Source organism: Legionella steigerwaltii, assembly GCF_001468065.1.
GTDB lineage: Bacteria > Pseudomonadota > Gammaproteobacteria > Legionellales > Legionellaceae > Legionella > Legionella steigerwaltii.
Genome location: NZ_LNYZ01000005.1, coordinates 81,121 through 106,543 on the forward strand (window position 1 = coordinate 81,121; position 25,423 = coordinate 106,543).

A 25,423-nucleotide genomic window follows, 5' to 3' on the forward strand; every position below is an offset into this window, starting at 1 on the left:
AATGTTTATCTAATGCCAAGAGGATCTTTTCCTTTATCTCTGTTTCTAGCCGCTTGGTTCATCGGAATCAATTTTTTTGTATTAGGATCATAACGGTACCTTGGGTTTTTACCTGGAGGTTCTGCCCACGGGGAACATTTTGTTGATTCGGTAATAGATTCAGAGATACATTTTGACAACGCTCCGGTCTCAACATTTAATAACCAAACTGAAGAGCCTGAGGTTCCAATTGGGTAAAGTTGATATTTAGCAACTGACGGGGGCTGAAGAGCGCTAGCGTAAACCTGACAAGCAGATAGCATCAGAACTAATGTTAATTTTTTTTTCATAAAAATTCTAGTCTAAAAAAGAAGGTAACAACCTTAAAGATTTCACTTTATGGTTAATGATTTTTGTTTTTATTGTTGCTAGTTGTATTTTTTGCACTTTATTAACGCTTTTCTAAATAGGCAGGTTTGGTATTAAGAAAATCATTTTCGATAATTGCTGCCTTAATTTTTATCACCTGACCGATAATAAACCAAATTCAGAAATAATGCCACTTATTGGGCTTGGAACTTATAAGGTGCAATCGGTTTACTTATTGCATGATAAAAAAGTACGTAAACCTTATAAAAATAGGCGATCAAATTCGAGCAATAAGAGCTTCCAAAGGATTTTCTCAGGAAGGGTTAGCTGCTGCCTCTACTTTGGGTCGAACTTATATGGGACGTGATGAGCGTGGAGAGCAAAATATTTCTATACAAAATTTAATCAAAATTGCTTTTATAATAAATGTTGATGTAGGGGAACCTATTCTCCCATTATCAGAACTAGAAAATCCTGCAAACATTAATTCAGAAAGCTAATCTTTAGGCATATTTTTCGAATAATCCACTACCCGCATAGGTTTTTGTTCTGGTTTGCTCAGGTACTGTAATGATTCACCATGAAACCAAAAGCCAAATCTTCCTTCCCAATCACCATTACGTTGTTTATCACAACACCATAGGCAATCTGATTCATTTAGCCTTTTTAATTCCGTTACAGTAAGTTCTATACCACTGCTCTGTTTTTGCTTAAAAGCTTCTTTTTCTTTATTGCGCCAAATAGTAAAGCAGTTGTCAGCTAAATCACTAATTGCTCCGGTTCCTTTATTATCAAGCTTCCCGGGGGGTTGTAATTCATTTGCACTTTTACGCGGATGTATAACGATATGAACATGACAATTGTGCTCATTTTTAAAATCACATAGTAACTCCATAAAAGCTTTTTGTGCTTTATAGTCATCTTCTGCAATATCTAATTTCATTAAAGAATCAATTACAAATACATCAATGCCATATCGCTGACGAGCATAGAGAAATACCTCCAATAACCGTCTGGATTTTGCCGTTCCAACCAAATCAAACAACCATAACTTATCTTCATACCATTCGTGAATAGCACGTATATATTCTTTTGATGGTTCGGCAAGAGCACTGGCTTGACGAGTTAGACGCATTAATAATCGTTTGGGCTTAATCTCCAAACTTGCGATACACACTCGGGCACCTTGCTTTATAGCATGAAGAATGATTTGACCTAAAAATTGGCTTTTTCCATGACCATTTATTCCTGTCCAGACAGATAGCTCATCAGGGCGAAAACTAATTTTACCGTGAGTTTTACTCCATGGAGCTTCATAACCAATATAAACATCGGCTGGAGGAAAAAATTCCTCTATCACCTGCTCAGTAAATTCTTTAGCAGACTTTAGCTCTTCTGGATCAAGTGTTTTTGCATCATTAAAACATTCTTGTATTACTTCTTTTGTAACACTACGTTGCAAACATTCATTAGCATCTTTATATGGTAATTTAACGATATGGCAGCGGTGACGACCTAACCGTTCAACTAATTCTAATGTTGCTGACTGACCCGAAGCATCATTGTCAAAACATAGGTAAATTTCATCAAAAATAGCCAGTCGGTCAAACTCATATTCTAGCCATTTTTGTTTATTACCATCCCCTCCTCCAAAGGGAACAGATAAAGCTGATAAGCCATATTGATATAAACTCATTGCATCGATTTCACCCTCACAAATCGTCACGGTACGTGCATTAGCTGGCACTAAATGCCAACCAAATAAGCAAGGCTCACAATTTGGTTCAACTGAAATCTGTTTCTTCCCATTAATGCGCTCTAATCCTAGATATTTTACAAATATAAGTTCATCATCACGCCAATATGGGAAAATTATCTGTTTATTTCGTTCACTAATTTTATAATCGTAAACAGTTTTAGTGTTTAATTTTCTTTTAACAGTAAGATAATTCATAACCAAAGACATTTGGCTTAGCTCGACAGTAGCCTTCAACGATGGTTTAACGAATTTTGGGATCTTATGCGCCTCAAAATGAGGGATGGATATACCTAAGTAGTGGGTCGCCTCTCTAATGGCTTCTATGATCTTTAAATTGCGTGATCGCGCCCATAGATCCAACAAATCACCCGAATCATTAGAGTCGTTCGCGAAGTCGCACCATACACCGGATTTTTCACCGGTAAGATGTACTTTAAGGGATTTTCCAGGTTCACCACTAATACTACCAACACACCACTCGTTGCCCTCTCGTTTTCCACTTGGAAAGAGATAACGTGCGACATCTTCAGCTCGTTGTGCTAATTGTTGTGATACTTCTTTAGCCATCATCATGTTAAATGACCCCTACCATTAAATCATTTGGAATGCTATCTATTTGCTCAAATGCAGGTTTATCCGCGTTGGCAATGAAACGCTCAATATGCTCTGCGTCACGAAAAATCAAGGAAATGTCGTCATACACCTGATTACGATCATTTTGTCCCATGTTAAACGGAGTATTTTTACATCCATCAATCGCTTGTTGCAGTTGGCTAACCTCAAAACCAAGTTCAAGTGCTTTGGCAATAACCCTCTGTCTTTTGCAATCGAATTTTGCTTTTGGGTGATTCATGATTTTTTTCCAATATTCAAATAACTGTGTGCAACCATCATTGGATGAAAAATCAGAAACACAAACAGATGAAGTTCCTACTTCGCGTAAGTATTTTTCTTTTCTTTCTCTCTTTTCTTTCTTTTCTCTTTCGTCGGAACTTCTCAATAAGTTCTCACTGACTGGTGATGTAGGAGTAGTTGAATAGTCACTAATATCTTCACTAGTGTTCATTAAATAATTATGAATTGGTTTAGTGGGAATCAGACTGGCATCTATTGGATATCGGTACGTTGGTTTGTTAATTTTTTGATGTTTACTCCAACCTGTAACTATCCAGTAGGCTTGTCCATCAACAGTGTACTCATGTAAAAGCTTCTGTTGTATAAGCTCAGAAATCCAATTTTGAATTTTGTCCAAGGAGTAGTCGTCATAAGGAAAAACCTCAGCCTTCAGTTTTTTATATGAGCCTGGATGAACCCCGTGATCATCAGAAAAATTCCACAGCCCAATAAACATTAATCTAGCTAGAGGCGAACAGGACATTACCTGTTCACTAGTCCAAAACTCGCTTTTAATCATTCTATTTCTGGGCATTTATTACCTCCAAAAATTTGATTAAGCCATTCATCCAATTCAATGTTCGATTCAGCAGAATCCAGCTTCATATGCTCTGGTAAATCAGGGTTAGTACAGTTACTTACATATAAGCGAGCTCGCTCACGCTGAAGGTTATTGAACTGAAGGATTTTTTTTCCAATGGTACTATGCATGAGGCACCTCCTGCTTTCCCAAATCAACGTACAGCCCTACACGATGCAGTACGTCATTAGCATCTGGCTTTTTAATCCAGAGAGTTTTGATAATATGGCCGATCTTTTTCAATTTTATAACCCGAGGGGAAATGTTTAATACCCCATATTTAGTCCGGGCTTGAATAGTTGAAATCTTTGGGAATGCCTCAAAATGATTTAATATCCTCGCTCGTTGAGATGTCGTTACATTACTATAAAGTGACTTGGATTTAGGATTGCCCAGTATATCTGGGCAGTTGTTAATTATTTTTCTCATTTTAACTCCTTTCATAATTTTGAGCGTCAATGAGGTTAATTGCCCATTCTTCAATTTCTTTTCTCAGATACATCGGACGTTTTCCTAATGGATTTCTTGGCTTAGGAAAATCAGGAAGTTTTACAAGTTCATAAAACTTTGTAGGACCTACGCCTAAAAATTTTTGAGCTTGATTGGGATAAAGTAAAAGTGATTGTTCAGACATTTTCTCTCCTTATTAACTTCTTCTAGAGGATCCTTCTCATGAATCCGTAGGAGAGATTATGAATTGATAGAAAATAGATGATAACTCCTGACATCTTGAAATTTTAAGGCTGTCAGGAGTGGTTTAATTATGTCGTTGTAAAACGGTTATTAATTATAGATAAGATATTATTTGTTTTCTCATTGAAAGGATTAAATATGAATGAAAGTGGGACATTCATTTTTTCTTTACTAATTGTAAGGAAATCAATTTTTTTGAACCTCATAAAATCTTTATTTATGTCTTCGTATACGCGATCAGTAACAATGTGAAGGTATTGGTTTAGTTTAGTTGGCTTTCCTGTCTCTACTAAACCCATTTTTTTTCCCATCCAAAATAGGCTATTAATGGCGTATCTTCTAAAAAAATTAGCTGAGTAGTTATTACCATTTTTAAAATTGTGCTTTATAAAAAATTCAAAGAATGATTGAATCTCATTTAGATTAAATAAAATTTTATCTAAGTCCAGTTCGGATGATGTTAGTAATAACATTAGGAATAAGCTGGGCTCAGTCGAGTTAGCTGTAAGTATTTTCTTTAGATCTTTGAGTTTTTTTATAATATCTTTAGCGCATTCTTTTGCAGTAGGTAGATTATGCTTTTCAATCCAAGAGGCAATCATATTGGCTTTGTACCAGGGTTGGGTAAGTATCATTACTACTTCTCGTGGTAAGTTACTAATTTCAAGGAGTGTGGCTAATTTAGTACCGGTTTCATCATTTACTGTTACGGTCGCCCTAAGACACGTCATCAGTGTTTCGTCTAATCGTTGACCGAGTTTAGACTGGTTAAACTCGGAAGTATGTTTGATTATTATTGAATGCATTTATAACCTACCTGTAAATTGATTTTCTTTTATTTGGTTTTTGGCTTGATTTAACCAATTGCTATACCATTCCATCAGTTGTCCGCGTTCTTGCTTAAAATCAGCACGTAAATAAACGCCTCGAACACCTTGTACCTTATGAGCTAATTGAGCTTCAATCGCATCAGTCCTGAAGGTACTTTTCTCATGTAAAACTGTTGAAGCCAAAGCACGAAAACCATGTAAGGTATGTTTGCTTTTATAACCAATGTTATGTAAGAGTTTTCGTGCACTTGCTTCGCTCAATGGTTGCTGATTTTTTGTCGTTGGGGAACAGAAGAGGTAAAGAGTAAATCCTGTTAATAACCTAAGTTCTTTTAGTAATTTTAGAACTTGTGAGGATAATGGAACCCAATGAGGAGTTGCCATTTTCATTCGATCAGCAGGAACGTGCCATTCAGCTTGTTGTAGGTTAAACTCGCTCCATTGAGCAAGCCTTAATTCAGATGGCCTTGTAAAAAGATGTGCCAACAATTCAATGTATAGCCTAGTGATTTTGGAGGCATGGCTTTTTTTGATTATTGCCATCATCTCATGAGCATCGCTAGGTGCTATAGCAGGTTGATTAACCACCCTTGGTTTTGGTGCTAATGCCTTCTTTAGTCCAATGAATGGATAATTCTCTGTAAGTGATGCACCTACTGCAAACTCAAAGATTGCTTCTAATCTATCATGCAACCGGTGTGCTACTTCATGGTGCCCCTTGAGCTCATGTGGTTGAATGATTTTTAATAGTTCTGCTTTAGTTACTTCATCAATGGGTTTATCACCAATGAATGGGTAAATGTCACGAGTAAGGCTTTTATAATGGCGATTGCTTGTAATTGACTTCCATCGATGAATATTTTTTTTGTGCCATTGTTCTGCGATTTCGCGAAAAGTGAGTTTTATTTGCTCGCCCTCATCTCCTTTTCTTGGATCAATTCCTTTATTAAGTAAATTGCGGTAGGAGGTTGTTTTAATTCGAGCATCAGCCAAGCTTAAGCTTGGATAATTACCTAAGGTGATTGTTTGCGGCTTTTTTTCCCATTGAAAGCGAAAAAGAAAGACCTTTTTTCCACTTGGCCTTATTTCTAATACTAAACCATCCCGATCTGCATGGCGTTTTCCATCTTCAATTTTTAAGGATTTAATTTTTGCATCTGAAAGCATTTATAGTTACCTCAACTAATGGCAACTTTGAGGGAAGATGATTATAAAAGTCTTACCCAAGATCTTACCCAAAGTGCTCGCGGTTATATACGAAAAATAACGAATAGTTGAGAAAGATTTGAGAAGAAGAAGTCAGTGTTATTTCAATAATAATCAATGTGTTACGTATGTTTGAGAACCATTGTGAAGTGTTTTAAACTTACTCAATGGTACCGAGAAGAGGACTCGAACCTCCACGGAGTTGCCCCCACTAGCACCTGAAGCTAGCGTGTCTACCAATTCCACCACCTCGGCATTGTGGCGCTAAGGTACTCATATTTTGCTGATCTGTCAATAGACTTCTTCGGAAAGAAGTCTATTGGCTTTTTCAGATTAATCGTAAGCCAATTATTCCTAACTAACTGGAATAGGGAATTCCAGCTTTTAAAATACGCTCCCTTACTCCTTCCCATGCTCCTGTTGCGGGAGGGAGTTCGATTGCAATGATTTGGGCATCGGATGTGTCTGCTTTTCTTAATTGATAATATAAGTCAAAGGCTACTTTTTCAGGTTGATCTTCCAATCGATGAAAATGATCTTCAAGGATGCCTAAAGGCTGTTTGCTCGCGATAACATAGATTTTATCTGGATTTTTTTGGCAAAAATGTGTAAGCGACTCATAGTTGGGAAAATAATATAACGTTTTTTGCGGTTGGTAATGACTTTCCAATTTTCCCGGAACTCTCAGTATATTTTCATGGTGCAGTGATGGGGTCGCAATTACTTCAGCTATGGTTTTTTCATCAATAAGCCCATGACGTAAAATTTGATAGTTCTCTGCATGAGTTGCATCGATGATAGTCGATTCAATGCCTACAGCACAGCGACCTCCGTCCAATATTGTTAATTCTTGATGAGGAAATGATTCGCTGACATGCTGTGCGGTTGTGGGGCTGACTTTCCCAAAAGGATTTGCGGAGGGGGCGACCAACGGGATACCTAACTTGATTAACAGCTCCTGGGCCAATGGATGGGCGGGACATCGGATAGCTACCGTAGTCTGACCTCCCGTAATTAATGGATTGATTTGATCGGGTTTGCAATGCAAAACAAGAGTTAAAGGACCGGGCCAGAATTTTTTAATGAGTTGCTGGGCATAAGCAGGTATGTCCTTGACCCATTGCTTGAGATCCCAATCTTGTGCTACGTGAACGATTAAAGGATGGTTTAATGGTCTGTTTTTCATTGCAAAGACGGTTCTAATTGCCTTTTCATTATTAATAGGTGCTGCCAATCCATAAACAGTTTCTGTAGGTATGGCAACAGGTTTTCCTGCATGTAAATCGCGGATAGCTTGATCGATGTGGTTTGTAATTAAAGGCATACACAGACCGTAGATTAAAAAACCTATTATTTTTACACAAATTGAAAGAGAAATCAGCTGTTTTGCCTTTTCAATTTTCTCCACATAAAATAAAAAGTATTGAAGCAATCAGGAATTTTGTCGTGCTGCTTAATTTTTTAGAAAAAACGATGGATGTTTATTTTGCACTTATTCCCAGAAGTAAGCCCTCACTGGATCTTGTTAATTCTGCACGGTTGATTGCACACCGAGGAGTACACAATCAGGCACAGGGTATTATTGAAAATACGCTTGCGGCATTTGATTTGGCAAAAGAATTGGGGTGCTGGGGAATAGAGTTCGATGTGCACACAACTGCAGATAAAGTACTTGTAGTGAATCATGATCCTACTTTAAAGCGTCTCTGGGGACACGAGCAGGCAATTGCTCAGCTGAGCTTTAATGAATTACGAGCACTAGCTCCTGATGTACCTTCACTGAATGAAGTTGTTGCTCGATATGGAGACAGCATGCATTTGTTGATCGAATTAAAAGCATCACCTTTTCAGGATGAGGAGGCATTGGTTCACGCCTTAAATGGGTTGTCAGCTGGTGAAAACTATCATCTGCTCACTTTAAATTCCAAGGTTTTTAGTGCCTTATCGCAATTTCCTAAAAATGCACTGTTATTGGTAGCAGGACATAATAATGTGCAGCAATATTGTAATATCAGTTTAAATGAGAATTATGGGGGCGTATTGGGCCATTATTTTTTGATCAATAATAAAGTAATTAATAGACTCAAAACCGCCAAACAAATTGTTGGGGTGGGCATGGTTGATTCCAAGTTCAGCTTGTACCGAGAATTGAATCGAGGAATAAATTGGCTCTTTACCAATCGTGCGAAGGAAGTTAACTTTTATTTGCACCATTTTTAGCAAAAGTGCGCATAACTTATTTCCCATCTTAGCGAGTTCTGTGAAAATCCAGCGTGTAAATAATTTATTGACCAGTTGATATAGATATGTTCTGATCCAAATTAAGACAAATAAGTGTCGATATTTTGACTTGTCATGATGAAAATTATGAGCAAGTCATTTTTTGTACTGTAAAAAAGGATGTAGGTTATGCGTTGGATGAATGGTTTTTGGACGGCAGCCAATTGGGCATTTGATACTACAGTTCATGCAGCGGCAAATACAATGAATGTGTGCGGTACATTAGCGTGTACCCTTGGTGGTGCTGCATATGCTGTTTCTAATATGCTTAATTTGGAAGAAGTCAGTGCATCCTATTATGGTGCAGTGAATGCTACGGGTAATTTTACTCTAGGGGTTAATCTTACAAACTTAGACTATGGTCTTAGTGAATCATTTCCTTTGACTTACAGTAATCATGTAAATAATGGTACCTCATATAACCTGACCGATTATATTACTTCAGGGGTGGTGCAAAATGCCGGTGTTATTTGTATGGCAACAGGTATTGCCTTAAGAACTGTAGGTGCAACGATAAATGAGTGGCAGAAAGCTAGAGAAGAACAACGGTATTATGCCGACAAGCTTGGACTGCAGCTTGCCAAGCCTCTGTGGAAAGAGTATGGGTATGTGAGTGCAGAAGCTTTTGCTGGGGCAGTGGCTTTGGCTATGTTCAGTACTACAGTTGCAACAACCGCGCTTCAATTTTCAAGCAGAACGGTTCCTAAAATCACTTATCCTCCTTCTTCAGAACACCTGGTGTCTGGTGCCTATTATAATGGTCCAACCATAACATTGCCTTTTAATATCCGCATTGATTTAGGAACAAGTAATTTCACTATTCCACTGTATTTTGAAAATTTGAATGTTTTGCTAAACAAAACAGTAGATGTGGCGGCAAAGGCCACTTATGGCGGTGGTTTTTTCTTTAAACCCAATAAAGCGACACCAAATCCTCCTTTGGCGGTTACAGAGGCAGTTTCTGCGGTAGTGGGGGGGAGTGCCTATCTGGCACAGGGTCTATTTGCCAAGAAAGCCGAGGCGCTCCATGCCCAAAGAATACAAAAAGCAGAACCAACTGTTTATACTTTAGTTAATAGTTAGTGTAGATGGGATTTTCAGTGCAAGCGCGTAGCCTGGGTGAAGCGCAGCGTAACCCGGGTTTCGGATAAAATATCACGCTCCTTTATCCCGGGTTACGCTGCGCTTCACCCAGGCTACGAAGAGATATTCTCTTCTGTCGGCTAACGTTCAATGATTGCAGCAACACCCATTCCTCCGGCGGTACAAACACTTATAAGGATGCGTCCTTGGCCTTTATTGGCAAGTATTTTGGCTGCTGCACCAACCAGGCGCCCACCTGTAGCAGCAAAAGGATGGCCAAGGGCAAGACTCCCACCTTTTATGTTCATTTTTTGTGTGTCTATGCTTCCTAGAGGTTTTTTGAGATGTAACACTTTTTTACAATATTCAGCAGATTCCCAGGCTTTTAAAGTACATAATACTTGGCCAGCAAAGGCTTCATGAATTTCATAATAATCAAAATCTTGTAAGCTCAGCTTATTTCTTGCCAGTAAACGAGCGACAGCAATCGTTGGCGCCATCAATAACCCTGCACCATGCACGAAATCTACGGCAGCCACTTCGCAGTCCACAAAATAGGCGAGTGGTTCCAGTTGATGACTTTTTGCCCATTCAGGTGAACCTAATAATACAACAGAGGCACCATCAGTGAGTGGCGTCGAGTTTCCTGCAGTTAAACTGCCTTTGTCTGATTTATCAAAAGAAGGCTTTAAGGCGGCCAACTTTTCTAAAGAAGAATCTTTGCGGGTAATGGTATCTCGTTTTAAGGAAGCAAAAGGAGCGATCAAATCCTCATAAAACCCTTCATTATAAGCTTGTGTGGCATTTTGATGTGAGCGAAAAGCCAATTCATCTTGATCCTTGCGGGATATTTGCCATTCTTTAACCATCAATTCACAATGATCGCCCATGGACAGACCAGTACGTGGTTCGCGAACCTCCGGTAATTGGGGTTTTAGCATGCCCAAGCGAAATTCTTTGAAGGCTTTCAGTTTTTCCTTGAGTCCTTTCGCCTGTTGAAATTTGATTAAAAAATGAGTTAGCCTTCTTTGCCCAATTAACGGGATATCTGAATTGGTATCTGTTCCCCCTGCTATGCCTGCAGTGATTTGTCCACTAGCAATTTTTAACGCAATAAGATTTACTGCTTCTAAACCAGTGCCGCAAGCACGTTGTATGGTTAATCCAGGAGTTTCTGGGGATAAGCCACTACCCAAAACCGTTTCACGGGACAGATTCCAGTCAAAAGGATGATTCATAATTGCTCCTGCAATAAAATCACCCAATAACTCACCTTGAATCTTAGTTTTATTGATTAGATCAGCTAATGCTGCTCCTAACAAATCCTGATTTGATTTTTCTAAATAGTACGTTTGAGATTTGACAAATGGAGTACGGGAACTATTAAGAATAGCCACTTTATCTTTGAAGCTCATGTTAAGTCCTTTTTGCTGATCATGATTTCTAAGAATAGCCTAAAATTATCCTGCATCAAATCATTGTTACCTGGAGTCATGCCAAACAAATGGTGCCAATTGCTGAATGGATTGCTTGCGTGGGAATGACATAATCTGGGAGCGAGCGCAATCTATTCATTTCAAAGTGTGCGTCTGTCCTAGTCATTAACCATGACTGGGTTTACTCCAAGAAAAAAATTACACTATACTTCTATTTTCAGAGCTTATAACAAGGAGGTTCTCATGTATACCTTGTACTCATTCGGAACACCTAATGGTATTAAACCGACGATAATGCTGCACGAGCTGTCCCAGTCTTATACGATTAAAACAATTGATATTTCCAAAGGAGAACAGTTTAATCCGGAGTTTTTAAAAATTTCACCAAATAATAAAATTCCGGTTTTATATGATTCGCAAAAAAATTTCTATTTGTTTGAAAGTGTCGCTATATTGCAATATCTTGCAGAAAAGCATCATAAATTTTTACCCGATTCATTACAAGATAAATATACCACCCTCCAATGGTGTCTTTTTCAAGCAGCTCATATAGGCCCTATGTTTGGCCAATTAGGGCATTTCCATCGTGCAACTGAAAAAGTCCCCTATGCGCTTAAACGTTATGCGGATGAAAGTGATCGCTTGTTAGGGGTTATGGAAAAGCAATTGACCCAATTTTCTTATATTAGCGGTAATCAGTACACTATTGCAGATATGGCAATTTGGCCTTGGATTTTCTGCTTTCAAATTTTTTACCAACAGACTATTGATGAGCAACGTTTTGCTCATTTACTTGAATGGTATCAACGTATCAGTGAGCGTACGGCCGTCAAAGCTGCTTTAGAGGCATATGATTTGACTTTGGAAGGCAGAAAAGAATAGGACGCAGCGTGGAGGGAGATATTTCCCTTCTCCCCGCAAGGGAGAAGGTGCCCGCAGGGCGGATTAGGGTTATTGATTATAGCTAATGAACCCTCACCCTGCTCTCTCCCACAAGTGGGAGAGGGTAAGTTAAGGGATATAAATAGAATTATTAATTGTATACTGGTGTTGATGTTAGATCTGAGCCCAAACCATTGCCAGTTCCTTCTTGTTTTGTTGCATAAATCCCTTTCTTAGCTAATAACTCGCCCATCGGTATTTTTTGGGGAGCTTGATCTGCGGAAGGTTGGGCACTCAGCGTTTGAAGTATGTCTATATGTTTTTCTTGTTTATCAAGAAGCTCCTGATAGCGCAAATTTGATCGTTCTAACTCTTTTTGTACTAATGCAAGTTTGCGTTCTGCATCAAAAATGCGTTCCGCTAGTGAATGAAAGCTCGCTTCCTTATCACTTATAAAGGTATTTAGTCTTTCTTGGAAAGCCAGGCGCTGTTCTTCATTACCAATGGCGGCAGTTGATAATTGCGATATGGTGCCATGCAGAGTATCTATCATTAGTTTCGCATTCTCAAGATCTTTTCCAAGAGCATCTCTCACCTTTTGCACTTCCAGAACTTTTTCCGCCAATTCCTTTTGACTGCTAATGTATCCTTCTGTAATGCGGTCTAATTTCTCTTGATTTTTTTTCATTAGGTCAGTTTGTTGCCCCACCTCTCCCTTAAGCGTTTCGGCAGCTTCTACTAATCCATCTTTGGTGCCACCGAGCACCTCATTAATTTTAGCGGTAGCCATGACTTGTTTGTCAATCAAATCAATTTTCTTGCTTAACTCTTCAATGTTTCCTGTGAGTCGTTCATTTTCTTTGGCAAATTTTTGAATTTCTACCGCCAATTGTTGGCGGATAATGTCCAGGGCAGTAATGGTTAATTCAAGAAGATTGGCTAAGCTTAAAACACCTTTTTGCAAGCTTTCGACAGCACTGGTACTGCATTTATGGTGATCATCAAGCATGATCCCCCCTGCGGCATAAGTAACCGCCGTGACGCCACAAATTGCCAAAAGAAAACCAATATGTGCGACAATGCCCATAATTAAGGTGGGAACTGTTAAGGCGACGCCCCCAATAATTTTTTGCCAAAGCGGTAACTCACCCCAGTATTCCGCTGCCCGTGAGAACATGCTTGGATTTTTTTCCATGCTTGCAATGGTCTCTTGCAGACTTTTTTTGATTTGCTCAAATATTTCTTTGGTTATGGTAATTTTTTCGAACTTGTCTTGATCTGTCTCATTGATGATCTTTAACTTTTTTTGTATCGTTTCTTCAAGTGTTTTTATGTCTACTGATGTTTTTTCTGATTCTTCTTGTTCTTGTTCTTTTTCTTCTATGGTATCGAGATCAATAAGCAGTCGAGTTTCTTCTTCGTTGGTAGCCATGTGAATTCCTTTTTCTGTTGAATTATCTTCCTGTGCCTACTATTTTTAACCAGAATAACTTAAAAAAACAAGAAAAATTTGTTTTAAAGAGTTAACGGTAATTCATGAAACAAATAAATTATTATTTTATAAGCGCAAAAAAGTCATTTGCCTTTAGATAAGTTGGGCTTTTGGAGCCCAACTCAATAAGGATATTTTACTGCATAGATGCAAATCTATATGAAGTTTCGGTATCGTCAGCACAACACTCAGCAATTTTTCCAACAGCAGTTGCGCCAGTACGTGTAAGAAGATAGAGCAACGCGATAGGAGCGCTAACCGCGGCTAATACAGCAGCAGCAACTGCAGCTAAAGTAGAAATAGCAGCAGTAATTCCAGCTTTTGCAGAAAACATGAGTGCATTTTTTGCTGTTTCTCTGGCATCTTCTTTACCTGCACGTAAACTATGCAATCCAGCACCAGCAGCAGTAAGCAAGCCTCCAAGAGCCGCAATGGTAGCAACAGCAGCAGTAGCCGCTGCAAGACCAGCACCAAGAGTAAGTGATACAGGGATTGTAATTGGAGAGGTTGCTACAAGAGCGACTTCTTTTTTAGTGTTCAGTCCAAATGTTTCTTGAAATGCGGGTTTTTTTCCAAAAGGAGTGAAAAATCCAGGAATAGTTTGTTTTACAAAAGTATATCCTTCCTTTAAGTCGCCCATAAGTTCTTTTTGTGTTTCCGCTCTTACCTCAGGACTTCCTAAGCATGCATCAAATATGCTGCTGTCATCATTAAAATCAGAAGAATGTACTCTTGGGCTGTATCCTGGTCTGTGGTACGTTTGACCTTCGTCTTCCTCAAGGCGCTGTTTGCTTTCGTACTGTGATTCTTCTTCATAATAACTACGTGGCTCTTCTCTCTTGTACATAATAGACCCCTTGAGTGATTAAAATCGGGTCATCCTATTTAAAAAAAGGATACAAGTCAAGTTGAGTTTATTTTGTTTTTTGATTATTTTACTCACACTTAACATGAACGATGATTTTTTTTATGACATATCGTATTGGCCAACGCTGGATAAGTAACACTGAAACTCAACTAGGTTTGGGTATTATTATTGATTTGAATGGTAGGCAGGTGAGCGTGAGCTTCCCTGCTGCGGATGAGGAGCGTATTTATTCCACAGATAGTGCTCCTCTAAGCCGCATCGTCTATAAGGAAGGTGAAGAAGTAACTACCTCGAGCCAACAAAAAATGCGTATAACCCAAGTGGAAGAGCGTCAAGGTTTGTTTTTTTACACAGGAATAGACGATGCAGGTAATGAACTGCAAATTAATGAGCTTTCTTTAGATTGTTTTATCAAATTAAACACCCCAGAACAAAGACTGTTCAGTGGTTTGCTGGATAAGTTAAATACCTTTAAATTAAGAATAGATACCTTGAATCATGTAAGCAGGTTACAGCAATCTACGGTTAGAGGATTGTTGGGATCACGAACCAGTCATCTGAAACATCAGGTATACATAGCCAATGAAGTGGCACAACGCTATGCCCCAAGGGTTTTGCTTGCAGATGAAGTAGGACTGGGTAAGACCATAGAAGCAGGTATGATTCTTCATTATCAGTTAGGCACTGGTCGTGCTACCCGAGTGTTGATTGTGGTACCCCAAACATTGATTCATCAATGGCTTGTCGAGATGATTCGACGGTTTAATTTATATTTTTCGATCATTGATGCAGACCGTTATGAACTTTCGTATGAGTTAGATGAAGAAGAAGGGATGCAGATTGATACGACCCAAGAGAATCTTTTTGAAAACGAGCAGTTGGTTTTATGCAGTTTGGATTTTCTCATGGAAAATGAAAAAGCACGGCATCAAGCGCTAACGAGCGAGTGGGATTTGCTTGTTGTTGATGAGGCACATCATTTGCATTGGTCAGAGGGAGAGGAAAGTCCTGAGTATGAATGTATTGAGGAGTTAGCGAAACGAAGTAAAGGCTTATTGCTTTTAACCGCGACACCGGAACAAGCGGGAATTGCGAGCCATTTTGCCCGCTTGAGATTGCTTGATCCATCACGATTTTATGATTTTTCTACCTTCAAAAAAGAAGAAGAAGGGTATCAGCAAATCAATACCCTAGTGCAAGAGTTAATGACTTATGGAGAGCAGACATCGACGGATATTTTGAGTGTGGAACTTAAGTCGCAATTGCAGGCTTACTTGGGGGAAATAACGGGTTTGAATGTCAGTCAGGTTATTAAAGACTTATTGGATCGACATGGAACAGGACGTGTCCTATTCCGCAATACGCGTGCAGCGATTCAAGGGTTCCCTGAGCGTCAAGTGCATGCGTGCCCTTTGGCGTGCCCTACGATTTATTCTTCATTGGATGAACAAAAAGGTCAGCGTAAACTTTATCCTGAACAACTTTTGGATAAAGAGATCTGGTTGGAAAACGATCCTCGAGTGACGTGGCTAGCAAACAAAATTAACGAATTACATCCCCAAAAAGTTCTTGTTATTTGTGCCAAGGCAAATACCGCAATTGCTTTAGATCAGCACTTAAAATTAAAGCGAGGTCTTCGTAGCACTTCGTTTCACGAGGGATTATCGATTATTGAACGTGATCGCGCCGCAGCTTATTTTGCTGAGTTAGAAAATGGAGCTCAGACGCTTATTTGTTCTGAAATCGGTAGTGAAGGCCGCAACTTTCAATTTGCGCACCACTTGGTATTGTTTGATTTGCCTTTAAATCCGGATTTATTGGAGCAACGCATAGGTCGACTCGATCGTATTGGCCAGCGACATACCATTGAAATTCATGTTCCTTATCTCATGAACACGGTACAGGAGAAATTATTCCGTTGGTATCATGAAGGGATTAACTTATTTACAAAGAGCTGCTCTGTGGGTTTTACTCTTTATGAAGAATTCGAAGATCAGTTATTACCCATTCTCGATACAGTAGATACACCCCCGCAAGAGCTGGAAAAACTGATTGCGGAAACGAAAGCACGCGCGGAACAAATTAATCAAGCACTTCACGAAGGCCGAGATCGGTTGTTGGAGTTAAATTCCTGTAATACACCGCAAGCAGAAGCATTGATTGCTGCTATTGAGGCAGAAGAAAACTGTTTGGAGTTAGAAAATTATATGGCTCAAGTATTTCAGGAATATGGGATTGATCATGAGTACCATTCTGAATCTACAGAAGTGTTGCATCCTACCGATCATATGAAAACAAGTCACTTCCCAGGATTAAAAGAAGACGGTGTGACCGTGACTTATTCGCGCACGAAAGCACTTGTGCGTGAAGACGTCGAATTTTTAAGCTGGGAGCATCCCATGGTCAGTGAATGTATGGAAATGACCCTGGATTCCGAATTGGGAAATGCAACTTTAGCTACTATTTCTATAAAAAGCATTCAGCCAGGAACTTTGTTTTTGGAATCCTTTTTCACCGCAAATTGTGCCGCGCCTAAAAAATTGCAACTGGATCGTTTCCTGCCTCTTAGACCAATTCGAGTGCTCATGGATGTATCTGGAAAGAATCTTTCTAAGATATTGGATTACAAACAATTAAATCAAATGTGTGAACCTGTTAAACGTCATTTGGGATATCCAATTGTTCAGCAGATCCAAACAGATCTTGAAACCATATTGGTACAAAGTAAAAAAGTAGCCGAAGCACAACTCCAGGAGATTATAGAACAGGCTACGGTACAGATGAAACAAAGTATTACGCATGAAATAAATCGGCTAGAAGCATTAAAAACGCTCAACCCTTCGATACGCGAGGATGAAATTGCGTATTATAAAAAGCAGCTTGTTGACAGCGAGGAATACATTCATAGTACGGCTTTAAAATTACAGGCACTGCGCGTCGTTATTAATAAAATCTGATGGGTGTTGGCTGTAACTAATACCCTCATCCGCCCTAAAGGGCACCTTCTCCCTTTGTAGGGAGAAGGGAAATTTTTTTAGCATTTAAAAATCCCCTCTCCCATTTGTGGGAGAGGGGCAGGGGTGAGGGTATGAGGATCATTGTGATAGCTTCTATCCTGGTTGTGCTTGCAAACCTTCATAAGCTTGTTTCAATGCCGATAATTTATTGCGAGTATCCGTATGAAAAAAACCAAAGTGTTCTGCAATGAATCTGGGGAAACAGTCCCGATGCTTATCAATGAATGCGCTGTTTTCAGGATCATTTAATTCCGCTTGAATTTTTTGGATGAACGCACCGACCTGTTCTGTCCGCATTTGTTGAGGCAATACTAAAAACTCAAGAGTTATTTGATATAAGGAAAGGACTAAATTATACGTTTTATTGGCTTTATCCGTGCGCTCGGTATCTGCTGATTTTTCTTGTAACATGTTGATGGATTTAACTTTCAACATGCTTAAGGCGTAACTTATTTTTTGATATTTTATTAGGTTAGAATCAGATGGTTGTTCTTTATGGATAGTATCTATCTGGCTTCTTATTTGCTGACCTAGATCGTATAAAGCGAGTTCCTTTTGTTTAATAACCAATGACTCATCTTCGGGGGGTATGGTTTCTTTTAATATTGGCTTAGTTGGGGCAGTGGCTTTGATTTGTGAGTCTGTACTCTTATTTTTAGATGCCGTGACAGGAACCATCAGTTGTGCGATGGACTGAGGAAGCGTGTACATTTTTTCGAAAAATTGAGCTACAGCGAGCATTTCATAAACTACAGTCTTTGTTGCTGCTTCGGATGATTCAGCATGTTGATTTTTATACTCTTTAACTTGCGCCCCAAGTTTTAACAGCATGTGCTCTACTGACTCGAGAACTGTGGCAATTTCCTTGGGAAATAATCCTTCATTTGCAAGGCGCATGGTATTTTTGTTGGCTTTAGAAATTGCGACGAATGCTTCCTTGACTTGGTGCAGATCAACGTCAACAATCTTGCATAAATTGTCGAGCACAGTAAAAATTTCAGTAAAATGCTGTGGATCATTAATATAAATTGCCCCCAATTGCTCTATGCTGTGTAACAAGTGAGAGCAAAATGCTTGTAGGGAAATAATCGCGTGAATCAAATGGGCAAAATGTGCCATAATGACTGTTCTATCCAGCAATTCCTGGTCTTCTTCAACTACTACAAATTCAGGTTTTTTTTCAGGGCCTACTCTTTTTGTATTAATAAAATTGCGTGATTTATTAAATACCTGAGATATTGCTTCTAACTGTTTGCTTAGTTTTTCTTTATCTTTTGTTGATTTCTTGTTTTGCCGCAGAATGGCTTGTGCCCAGTCAGTAAACGCAAAAAGATCCGTAGGTGACATTACTTTTTTGTCTTTCAAAATGGAGCAAGGCCTTAGTGATTTTAGATAGTATGCCGCTAAACCGATGATCCAATCTTTAAAAACAGATTCAGGCAGATTGATTTCATGAAATTTACTGAGTACTGCACCCCATACTTCGGATTTAATGTACTCCCTACGAACTATATTATTTTCCAACTCATCAAGGGCTGCTGTATCTGCTAAATCCCTTTTCTTTTCTGGCACAACGGTCTTTACAAAGAGCCGCAATAATCGATTACTGTCATCGAGACATGTCTCTCTAAGCTCGTTAATCAATTCACGTAATGAAAGCGATTCTTTATGCTTGTCCAAGTGTTGCTTGGCATCCAATAAGTAAGTATAAACAGGTTGCAAACGTTTAAAATGTTGGCTATTTTCCCTACCTTCCATCGATGCATAATCATCAATAAAGTCGGTAAGCGCTCCAAGATATGCAGAATCAAAATCATACCCTTCGAAGCTTAAACATCTGTTTTGCAGGATGTTGAGTAAGTATGAAAGAACTCCTGCAGTAGTATCATTATGATTCTCTCGGCTTAAATAATATTCTTTTAATTTTAAAATGGCGTGCAAAATGGATTGTCTGTATGAGGATAACGCAGGAGGTACTTGTGGGAGTTTTCTGCCTATTTCCTTAATTTCATCCACCGTATAATGCAGGGAATCCACAGATTTAGGATTATTTTCTGGTACCCATTTGAAAATGGGTGGGAATCCTTGAATGACTCCATAACCAGGTACTTCAATTCGTTCCAAGAAATGTTTATAACGTCGATTAATGTCTTCAATTTCATTTCTATGTTTTTTTTCTTCGTAGTTTTCCCATTTTTTGTGTGCAATTGCGACTACTGCTCCTGTTGCTACAATTCCCAGTGTAACTAAACCTGCAATAGCTTCAGGTTCTGAAAGGCTAAGTGCACTGATACTGCTCAATCCATTTAATGCGCTGGTTAGGGCCATAATTTTATCCTCTCCATAAAATTTTAAGGCACGCTATCTTAAAAAGTCAGATATCGAGGAAAAGCGATCTGTAAATTAAAAGATGGCTTTGCATCTCATATGCAATTTGTACGCCAGGGTGTTTTCATATAGGTTGAAATGTGTAGAATGAATAGAAATATTGCTTTCATTGAGGCCTTTCTGAGACATTAACTTATGGAATATTATTCAGTTCTATATCTCTTGATTTTGCTTTTAATCTCAGCTTTGGTTCATCATTTTTTTAAAAAAGGTTCCTGTTGCCAGGCATTTGCCGGCAATATTGTTATGGCTATAGGAATTGTCTTGTTTGATGTATTGCCTCAATTCCAATGTGTAACCCCTTTACTGAGACAGCTCATTATCTTGGAGTTGTTGATTATTGGATTTTATTTGATGTGCTCCTTTGTTAAGTGTTCTGTAGAGGGGCATTTTAATCTGTTTACAGCAAGTGCAATCAATCAATTCGGTATCGGAACCTGGGTGGCAGGTTCTTCGATTTTGGCGCTCTTATTTTTACAAGAATTCCCTTCTTGGTATCTCGTCATTTGGACTTTTGCCTTTTGCGCGTTAATTATTTGGCCGATCTACATCATTATTTCTTTAATCAATTTGCAGCGTATTTTTTCAAAGAAAATAAAGTTACATACCGGGAATATTTTACTCCTAACTGTCAGTACTCAAGCATTAGCATTACTTACCCATTCCTTGTTTGCGCCTGTAATTCCAATGTTGATAAGCCAAGTATTAATTATCCTGGGTTATTTATTCTATATCATCGGGTTCATACTTATTGGAAGGTATCTGCTTGCATGCTCAAAGAAACGTTTATTTTTAGGTTGGAGTAATGGAAATAGTATTCTTCATGGTGCATTGTCTATTTCAGGATTGGCAAGTACTGTGACTCATGCTCTTGATGATAAGATAATTCTTAATACATGGATTTTTGCAACCAGTTTATTATTTCTTGTTGAGGGAATGGGCTTAATCAAAATGTATCATCGAATAAAAATTGTGGGTTTTATTCAGGGTATTTTTGTTTATAATCTTTCTCAATGGACACGAATTTTTACTTTAGGGATGTATTATTCATTTTCTTTTGCTTTATACAAACAAAATGTATATGCAGATATTATAATAAATACGGTGATAATGAATGGAAAATACATTGTATTAATTATTCTGTTGTTTGAGGTATTTCTTTTTTTACAGGATAAGTTAAGTAATCCAGATAATAAAAATTACAAAACTTAATATTTTTAAATTGTGTAGCACAGAAGGATGAGTCTGCTCATGAATCAGCAAATTAAAAAAATTGCAACAGACCTTTTGCATTCAGCTGGAATTACGCCCAATGGGAATGAGGCTTGGGATATTCAAATTAATAATGAAGAGTTTTACCCACGTATTTTTAATGAGGGCTCTTTAGCATTAGGTGAGACCTACATGGATGGGTGGTGGGATTGTAAAAGCCTCGATCAATTTTTTACTCGTATTCTTCGTGCGCAGCTCGATCAAAAAGTCAAAGGTGATAAATTGTTATGGCCAAAATTAATTTGGCTCAAGCTGATTAACCATCAATCTAAAAAACGTGCTCTTGAAGTAGGTAGAACACACTATGATTTAGGCAATGAACTATTTAAATCCATGCTGGATAGTCGTATGAATTACACCTGTGGTTATTGGAAAAATGCAGATGATCTCGATACAGCACAATTGAATAAATTGGAATTAAGTTGCCAGAAATTAAAACTCGAACCCGGAATGCGTGTATTGGATATAGGCTGCGGCTTTGGGGCTTTTGCCAAATATGCGGTGGAACACTATGGTGTCAGTGTTGTGGGAATCACCATATCCAAAGAACAGTATGACTATGCCAAACAAAATTGCTCTGGGTTGCCTATTGAAATTCGTTTTCAGGATTATCGGGATGTCCATGAACAATTTGATCGTGTGGTGTCGTTGGGAATGTTTGAACATGTAGGTTATCGAAATTATCGAGTTTACATGCAAAAAGCGCGTGATTGCCTTAAAGATAATGGTTTGTTTTTATTGCATACAATTGGCGGGAATCAAACGACCAAATCAAGTGATCCCTGGATTAATAAATATATATTTCCTAATGGTATGATTCCGTCTATGGAGCAAATCAGCAGCGCTTCTGAGGGATTATTTATTATGGAAAACTGGGCGAACTTTGGGGCCTATTATGACAATACCTTAATGGCCTGGCATGAACGTTTCGAACAAAATTGGGAGCGTTTAAAGGGACAATATGACGAACGTTTTTATCGTATGTGGCGCTATTATTTATTAGCATGTGCCGGTTCTTTTCGTGCTCGTTCGAATCAGTTATGGCAAATTGTTTTTTCCAAAGAAGGTATTCCTGGTGGGTATCAAGAGCCTTTATTTACAGGCATCAAAAAAAGAGAGTCTGGAAATAAAAAAAACGTATCGAATCTTGAGTTGTCCTAAAAAGGTACACGTTAAGGGGTATGCTTTAATATTGGGGAACGATAGGGTGTGAACGCTTACTAAAAAAGAGAGGGATACCTGCAGTATCCCTCAAGCGTATTCCATTAGTGCTTCTTGGCAAATACCATGCGCAAGTGGCTATTGATGGTTTCGATTGCACTACGACATGCTGGAGTATCTAAAAGATCGTTGAGCATAACGAAATCATGAATTGTGCCATGATGGCGGATCCCCGTGACGGGAACACCTGCTGCATTAAGCTTGTGTTCGTACGCTTCACCTTCATCGCGCAATACATCGCATTCACCATTGATTACTAGCGCAGGAGGTAATCCTCTGAGTTGATCAACAGTGGCTCGCAAAGGACAAGCAGTGATTTCTTTCCTTTTTGCTTTATCGGGTAAATAATTATCCCAAAACCACTCCATTGCTTTTTTGGTTAGCCAAGGTCCATCGGCAAATTCTTTATAGGAATCATTTTCAAAGTTGGCATCAGTTACTGGATAAATAAGCACTTGATAATCAATTTTAGGACCACCACGTTCTTTGGCAAGAAGAGTCATGACTGCGGCCATGTTTCCGCCGACACTATCGCCTGCAACCGCTAAACGAGAAGTATCTAGGTTGAGTTCTTTGCCATGCTCTGCAATATATTTTAATGCTGCATAATCTTCTTCGATTTGTGTTGGGTATTGTGCTTCTGGAGCCAAAGAGTAATTGACAAATACAATTGCAGCATGAGCGCCCACTGAGAGTTCACGCACAAGACGTCCATGAGTTTGCCAATCACCAAAAACCCAACCTGCACCATGATAAAACATAACTACCGGTAGTTTTTCTTTTGAGCCTTTGGGACGAACAATGCGAATGCCTACTTTACCTCTAGAGTGATGAATGAAACGATCTTCAATATCCACTTCAGATTTTTCTTTTGTTGCAGGCAATTCTTGTAATTTATCAAAAATGGCCCTTCCTTCTTTTACCGGAAGATCATAAATTGGTTTACCGCCAGCTTTCTTGATTTTTTCAACGAAAGCCCAGGTTTTTGGTTCTATACGTTTACTTAGATCCATTTTATTTGTTCCTCATAGTTGAAGTTTAAACACATTTCATTTTTTCTTTTATGAATAATATGAAGCCAAGCCGTCACTTTTTCTAACAGGACAAAATAAGTATAGACAATTTGAAGATTTTTGTTTTTCTCTTAATAAAAACAAAAAATGAGTAAATAGATACCGTCATTCCGAGTGCAGCGAGGGATTTCCGCGTTGTAGCATAGAGGAGATCCCTCGTTATACTCGGGATGACGGTTTCAGTATTGTAGCCTGGGTGTAGCACAGCGAAACCCGGGTTCCGCTGCGCTACATCCCAGGCTACGAAACTAATCCTGGTTACAAGATTACCTAGATCTGGTTATTCATTCCCTACAGGAAAAGAACCATTTTCGGCGTTGCGATAATCGGGGAAAGAACAATGCATGTGCGCAATCTTCCAGACACCTGCCTCTTTTTCGATGGTTAGAGTCCCACGTAAATGTTCAAATAGATGCTCTTTGCCCTCGATGGTAACACGTGCATTACATACTGCAGCAGCCCATAAGGCGTTATCAGGGGTTGGAACAAAACGAATAACTTCTATTTTGCCCTGCTCGGATTGGCTCCAATCTCTTCTGAACTGTTCTTCTATTTCTTTTAAACCGACACGATATTCATCGAGTGCGGAGCCCCAAACGTTTGTATTTTGCGTAAAAAGGCTGAGCAAAAATGGCAAATTACGTTGCGCATATCCATCACAAAATTGTTTAAAAATCTGCTCTGCTGGTTTGGTTTCTGAAATTTTCATGGGGGTTTTCTCCTGACAAATAAAATTTTTAGCAGAATATAAAACGCGGAGAAAAAGTTGTCTGTACGTTATGAACACGGACAACAGTGGTTGAAACTATAATGTCGAGCATAGATACAACATCCGCTCCATTTCCAATTTGGAAGAATATCCAGTGCGTTGTTTCATACGTAGCAAATAGGTATCTACAGTGCGAGGTGAAATCTCAAGAAGCTGGGCGATTTGTTTATGAGTCGCACCTTGCAGTAATAATCTGAGGCAGGTTAATTCTTGCACGGTGAGGTAGGTGGTCCCGCTTTTTCCAATAACAGGGACTCTACCATGAGTGAGGCAAATGTCTTTGTAATTCACATCACGATATGCTTCAGGCAAAGCGACTGAATTTTTATTCAGTACTTGGAGTAAATCTTTATTCTGAAGATCAAAATCAAAAATAAATTGCTCAATTGCTTTGAGTTTATTGAGATAGAAGGACCCCGGATTTTCCTGTTCATAAGGTAAGGCGACAGCAATCATATCGTAATAATTTTTACTGCGGCGAACTAATGTAATCCCGTTATGCAAATTAAATTTTTCGCGGGCAATTTGCACTGGTATACTGGGCAATTCCTCATCCCAAAGAAACCAGTATGAATGAGAATTCTCATGTTCGTCTTCAAATGAGGAAAAAACGACAGGTTCATTTTCTATTTGCTGGAAGTATTCAAAGAGTCCCGTATCATTGGTCAGGCAATTAATTGAACCATCTGCAAAACATCGTAAATATTGAAAATAATTAAATCCAAATGCATCCAGCAAACTTTTACTTGCTTCATGAATTTTATTTTTTAATAAAAAAATGGGGTGGTTTAAGTCAATTTTTAATGCCATTTAAAAAGCAACCTGGATTAGATGAACAAGCTGGGTGCTATTTTGTCAGTAATTTTATTATTGATCAAATTGAATTGCATTGTTTCATTTCTCTGGATTTGATATAAAGCTTAAAAGGAGCATGCGAACTTTTAATTTTGAGGATAGGAGATTATTATGTTGAAACAGAAAAGTAATCCAGATCAACAGCAAAAAAGACTTGCCCAAGTAGGTCTAAAGCGTCAGTTATCAGTATCCTATATTGGCCCAAAGGGGCAAATTACCTGCGATGACCCCGATTCTTATAGCGGACAAGAGCGCATTGCTTATCAAAACGCGTTAATACGACAACACCCAGAAACTGGTTATGCAGATGGAATTTTAGAAAGAAGAGAAGAACAAAGGGCGCGCTTTTTTTCCCAGCAAAAGGAAGAGGAAAAAGCTAAGCCTGCGACTGCACCGGCTCTTAGATGATTTAATAGGAAATTTAAAGCCAAATACCTCTCGATGAGAGGTATCTACGCGATAATTTCTCGTAGAAAG

At 38.7% G+C, this 25,423-nt stretch carries 24 protein-coding genes and 1 tRNA gene; 8 read left to right on the top strand and 17 right to left on the bottom strand.

Features of this window, described 5'->3' with window-relative positions:
* Positions 1 to 5 precede the first annotated feature (5 nt).
* Entirely contained in the window at positions 6 to 329 is a 324-nt protein-coding gene (locus Lstg_RS03670; RefSeq protein WP_058476314.1) for a hypothetical protein, read from the bottom strand.
* Positions 330 to 587: 258 nt separating this feature from the next.
* On the opposite strand from Lstg_RS03670, the gene Lstg_RS03675 reads away from it, so the two are divergent.
* On the top strand, positions 588 to 848 hold the full coding sequence (locus tag Lstg_RS03675; RefSeq protein ID WP_058476315.1) for a helix-turn-helix domain-containing protein: 261 nt from the start codon (positions 588 to 590) through the stop codon (positions 846 to 848).
* Here the strand turns inward: Lstg_RS03675 and Lstg_RS03680 are convergent.
* The 9 genes from Lstg_RS03680 to Lstg_RS03720 all read right to left on the bottom strand — a co-directional run bounded on the left by Lstg_RS03680 (position 845) and on the right by Lstg_RS03720 (position 7,634).
* Positions 845 to 2,680: a toprim domain-containing protein gene (locus Lstg_RS03680; protein WP_058476316.1), complete on the bottom strand. Its 1,836-nt coding sequence runs from the start codon at positions 2,678 to 2,680 to the stop codon at positions 845 to 847. The two genes, Lstg_RS03675 and Lstg_RS03680, sit on opposite strands and share 4 nt — an antisense overlap.
* A 1-nt stretch (position 2,681) precedes the next feature.
* Positions 2,682 to 3,536, bottom strand: a complete 855-nt coding sequence (locus Lstg_RS03685; RefSeq protein WP_115324581.1) for a hypothetical protein — start codon at positions 3,534 to 3,536, stop codon at positions 2,682 to 2,684.
* Positions 3,518 to 3,712, bottom strand: coding sequence for a hypothetical protein (locus tag Lstg_RS03690; RefSeq protein ID WP_058476318.1), 195 nt, complete (start codon positions 3,710 to 3,712; stop codon positions 3,518 to 3,520). The genes Lstg_RS03685 and Lstg_RS03690 overlap by 19 nt, the downstream gene beginning before the upstream one ends.
* Positions 3,705 to 4,010: a helix-turn-helix domain-containing protein gene (locus Lstg_RS03695; RefSeq protein ID WP_058476319.1), complete on the bottom strand. Its 306-nt coding sequence runs from the start codon at positions 4,008 to 4,010 to the stop codon at positions 3,705 to 3,707. Before Lstg_RS03695 ends, Lstg_RS03690 begins: the two co-directional genes overlap by 8 nt.
* Before the next feature lies 1 nt (position 4,011).
* Positions 4,012 to 4,215: a helix-turn-helix transcriptional regulator gene (locus Lstg_RS03700; RefSeq protein WP_058476320.1), complete on the bottom strand. Its 204-nt coding sequence runs from the start codon at positions 4,213 to 4,215 to the stop codon at positions 4,012 to 4,014.
* A 127-nt stretch (positions 4,216 to 4,342) separates the two neighbouring features.
* Positions 4,343 to 5,080, bottom strand: coding sequence for a hypothetical protein (locus Lstg_RS03705; protein ID WP_058476321.1), 738 nt, complete (start codon positions 5,078 to 5,080; stop codon positions 4,343 to 4,345).
* Positions 5,081 to 6,271, bottom strand: a complete 1,191-nt coding sequence (locus tag Lstg_RS03710; protein ID WP_058476322.1) for a tyrosine-type recombinase/integrase — start codon at positions 6,269 to 6,271, stop codon at positions 5,081 to 5,083.
* Between the two features lie 207 nt (positions 6,272 to 6,478).
* Positions 6,479 to 6,565: transfer RNA gene (locus Lstg_RS03715), tRNA-Leu, on the bottom strand.
* Between the two features lie 103 nt (positions 6,566 to 6,668).
* A complete protein-coding gene (locus Lstg_RS03720; protein ID WP_058476438.1) occupies positions 6,669 to 7,634 on the bottom strand; it encodes an L-threonylcarbamoyladenylate synthase in 966 nt (321 codons plus the stop codon).
* A gap of 122 nt (positions 7,635 to 7,756) precedes the next feature.
* On the opposite strand from Lstg_RS03720, the gene Lstg_RS03725 reads away from it, so the two are divergent.
* Complete coding sequence (locus Lstg_RS03725; protein WP_058476323.1) at positions 7,757 to 8,530, top strand: glycerophosphodiester phosphodiesterase; 774 nt, start codon at positions 7,757 to 7,759, stop codon at positions 8,528 to 8,530.
* Between the two features lie 189 nt (positions 8,531 to 8,719).
* Positions 8,720 to 9,673, top strand: a complete 954-nt coding sequence (locus Lstg_RS03730; RefSeq protein ID WP_058476324.1) for a hypothetical protein — start codon at positions 8,720 to 8,722, stop codon at positions 9,671 to 9,673.
* A gap of 140 nt (positions 9,674 to 9,813) precedes the next feature.
* On the opposite strand, the gene Lstg_RS03735 is transcribed toward Lstg_RS03730, so the two are convergent.
* Positions 9,814 to 11,088: an acetyl-CoA C-acetyltransferase gene (locus Lstg_RS03735; protein WP_058476325.1), complete on the bottom strand. Its 1,275-nt coding sequence runs from the start codon at positions 11,086 to 11,088 to the stop codon at positions 9,814 to 9,816.
* 264 nt (positions 11,089 to 11,352) lie between these two features.
* Here Lstg_RS03735 and Lstg_RS03740 point away from each other — a divergent pair, with 264 nt between their 5' ends.
* The gene (locus tag Lstg_RS03740; protein ID WP_058476326.1) at positions 11,353 to 11,991 is read left to right on the top strand and encodes a glutathione S-transferase family protein; all 639 of its coding nucleotides are present in this window, start codon (positions 11,353 to 11,355) and stop codon (positions 11,989 to 11,991) included.
* Between the two features lie 151 nt (positions 11,992 to 12,142).
* Here Lstg_RS03740 and Lstg_RS03745 read toward each other — a convergent pair whose 3' ends face one another.
* A complete protein-coding gene (locus Lstg_RS03745; protein WP_058476327.1) occupies positions 12,143 to 13,423 on the bottom strand; it encodes a LegC2/C7 family Dot/Icm T4SS effector in 1,281 nt (426 codons plus the stop codon).
* 196 nt (positions 13,424 to 13,619) lie between these two features.
* The gene (locus Lstg_RS03750; RefSeq protein WP_058476328.1) at positions 13,620 to 14,330 is read right to left on the bottom strand and encodes a hypothetical protein; all 711 of its coding nucleotides are present in this window, start codon (positions 14,328 to 14,330) and stop codon (positions 13,620 to 13,622) included.
* Between the two features lie 122 nt (positions 14,331 to 14,452).
* Between Lstg_RS03750 and rapA the strand changes: the two genes are divergently transcribed.
* Complete coding sequence (gene rapA, locus Lstg_RS03755; protein ID WP_058476329.1) at positions 14,453 to 17,308, top strand: RNA polymerase-associated protein RapA; 2,856 nt, start codon at positions 14,453 to 14,455, stop codon at positions 17,306 to 17,308.
* A gap of 153 nt (positions 17,309 to 17,461) precedes the next feature.
* Here rapA and Lstg_RS03760 read toward each other — a convergent pair whose 3' ends face one another.
* Complete coding sequence (locus tag Lstg_RS03760; protein WP_058476330.1) at positions 17,462 to 19,696, bottom strand: hypothetical protein; 2,235 nt, start codon at positions 19,694 to 19,696, stop codon at positions 17,462 to 17,464.
* Between the two features lie 195 nt (positions 19,697 to 19,891).
* Between Lstg_RS03760 and Lstg_RS03765 the strand changes: the two genes are divergently transcribed.
* Both Lstg_RS03765 and cfa read left to right on the top strand, forming a co-directional pair.
* Entirely contained in the window at positions 19,892 to 20,968 is a 1,077-nt protein-coding gene (locus tag Lstg_RS03765; protein WP_058476331.1) for a TDT family transporter, read from the top strand.
* Positions 20,969 to 21,007: 39 nt separating this feature from the next.
* Positions 21,008 to 22,189 carry a cyclopropane fatty acyl phospholipid synthase gene (cfa, locus tag Lstg_RS03770; protein WP_058476332.1) on the top strand — a complete coding sequence of 394 codons (1,182 nt, stop codon included), beginning with the start codon at positions 21,008 to 21,010 and terminating at the stop codon, positions 22,187 to 22,189.
* Positions 22,190 to 22,293: 104 nt separating this feature from the next.
* Here cfa and Lstg_RS03775 read toward each other — a convergent pair whose 3' ends face one another.
* From Lstg_RS03775 to Lstg_RS03785, 3 genes are all read right to left on the bottom strand, one after another.
* Positions 22,294 to 23,262: an alpha/beta hydrolase gene (locus Lstg_RS03775; RefSeq protein ID WP_058476333.1), complete on the bottom strand. Its 969-nt coding sequence runs from the start codon at positions 23,260 to 23,262 to the stop codon at positions 22,294 to 22,296.
* Between the two features lie 340 nt (positions 23,263 to 23,602).
* A complete protein-coding gene (locus Lstg_RS17380) occupies positions 23,603 to 24,031 on the bottom strand; it encodes a nuclear transport factor 2 family protein (RefSeq protein ID WP_065235598.1) in 429 nt (142 codons plus the stop codon).
* A gap of 96 nt (positions 24,032 to 24,127) precedes the next feature.
* A complete protein-coding gene (locus Lstg_RS03785) occupies positions 24,128 to 24,901 on the bottom strand; it encodes a helix-turn-helix domain-containing protein (protein WP_058476334.1) in 774 nt (257 codons plus the stop codon).
* Positions 24,902 to 25,057: 156 nt separating this feature from the next.
* Between Lstg_RS03785 and Lstg_RS03790 the strand changes: the two genes are divergently transcribed.
* Positions 25,058 to 25,354: a hypothetical protein gene (locus Lstg_RS03790; RefSeq protein WP_058476335.1), complete on the top strand. Its 297-nt coding sequence runs from the start codon at positions 25,058 to 25,060 to the stop codon at positions 25,352 to 25,354.
* The last annotated feature ends 69 nt before the right edge of the window (positions 25,355 to 25,423 follow it).

Coding starts and splice junctions, on each gene's coding strand:
- cfa (WP_058476332.1), top strand. CDS start 21,008: ATGAATCAGCAAATTAAAAAAATTGCAACAGACCTTTTGCATTCAGCT.
- Lstg_RS03675 (WP_058476315.1), top strand. CDS start 588: ATGATAAAAAAGTACGTAAACCTTATAAAAATAGGCGATCAAATTCGA.
- Lstg_RS03710 (WP_058476322.1), bottom strand. CDS start 6,271: ATGCTTTCAGATGCAAAAATTAAATCCTTAAAAATTGAAGATGGAAAA.
- Lstg_RS17380 (WP_065235598.1), bottom strand. CDS start 24,031: ATGAAAATTTCAGAAACCAAACCAGCAGAGCAGATTTTTAAACAATTT.
- Lstg_RS03740 (WP_058476326.1), top strand. CDS start 11,353: ATGTATACCTTGTACTCATTCGGAACACCTAATGGTATTAAACCGACG.
- Lstg_RS03765 (WP_058476331.1), top strand. CDS start 19,892: ATGGAATATTATTCAGTTCTATATCTCTTGATTTTGCTTTTAATCTCA.
- Lstg_RS03670 (WP_058476314.1), bottom strand. CDS start 329: ATGAAAAAAAAATTAACATTAGTTCTGATGCTATCTGCTTGTCAGGTT.
- Lstg_RS03705 (WP_058476321.1), bottom strand. CDS start 5,080: ATGCATTCAATAATAATCAAACATACTTCCGAGTTTAACCAGTCTAAA.
- Lstg_RS03775 (WP_058476333.1), bottom strand. CDS start 23,262: ATGGATCTAAGTAAACGTATAGAACCAAAAACCTGGGCTTTCGTTGAA.
- Lstg_RS03760 (WP_058476330.1), bottom strand. CDS start 19,696: ATGGCCCTAACCAGCGCATTAAATGGATTGAGCAGTATCAGTGCACTT.
- Lstg_RS03720 (WP_058476438.1), bottom strand. CDS start 7,634: ATGCCTTTAATTACAAACCACATCGATCAAGCTATCCGCGATTTACAT.
- Lstg_RS03690 (WP_058476318.1), bottom strand. CDS start 3,712: ATGCATAGTACCATTGGAAAAAAAATCCTTCAGTTCAATAACCTTCAG.
- Lstg_RS03685 (WP_115324581.1), bottom strand. CDS start 3,536: ATGCCCAGAAATAGAATGATTAAAAGCGAGTTTTGGACTAGTGAACAG.
- Lstg_RS03730 (WP_058476324.1), top strand. CDS start 8,720: ATGCGTTGGATGAATGGTTTTTGGACGGCAGCCAATTGGGCATTTGAT.
- Lstg_RS03735 (WP_058476325.1), bottom strand. CDS start 11,088: ATGAGCTTCAAAGATAAAGTGGCTATTCTTAATAGTTCCCGTACTCCA.
- rapA (WP_058476329.1), top strand. CDS start 14,453: ATGACATATCGTATTGGCCAACGCTGGATAAGTAACACTGAAACTCAA.
- Lstg_RS03695 (WP_058476319.1), bottom strand. CDS start 4,010: ATGAGAAAAATAATTAACAACTGCCCAGATATACTGGGCAATCCTAAA.
- Lstg_RS03785 (WP_058476334.1), bottom strand. CDS start 24,901: ATGGCATTAAAAATTGACTTAAACCACCCCATTTTTTTATTAAAAAAT.
- Lstg_RS03700 (WP_058476320.1), bottom strand. CDS start 4,215: ATGTCTGAACAATCACTTTTACTTTATCCCAATCAAGCTCAAAAATTT.
- Lstg_RS03790 (WP_058476335.1), top strand. CDS start 25,058: ATGTTGAAACAGAAAAGTAATCCAGATCAACAGCAAAAAAGACTTGCC.
- Lstg_RS03750 (WP_058476328.1), bottom strand. CDS start 14,330: ATGTACAAGAGAGAAGAGCCACGTAGTTATTATGAAGAAGAATCACAG.
- Lstg_RS03680 (WP_058476316.1), bottom strand. CDS start 2,680: ATGATGATGGCTAAAGAAGTATCACAACAATTAGCACAACGAGCTGAA.
- Lstg_RS03745 (WP_058476327.1), bottom strand. CDS start 13,423: ATGGCTACCAACGAAGAAGAAACTCGACTGCTTATTGATCTCGATACC.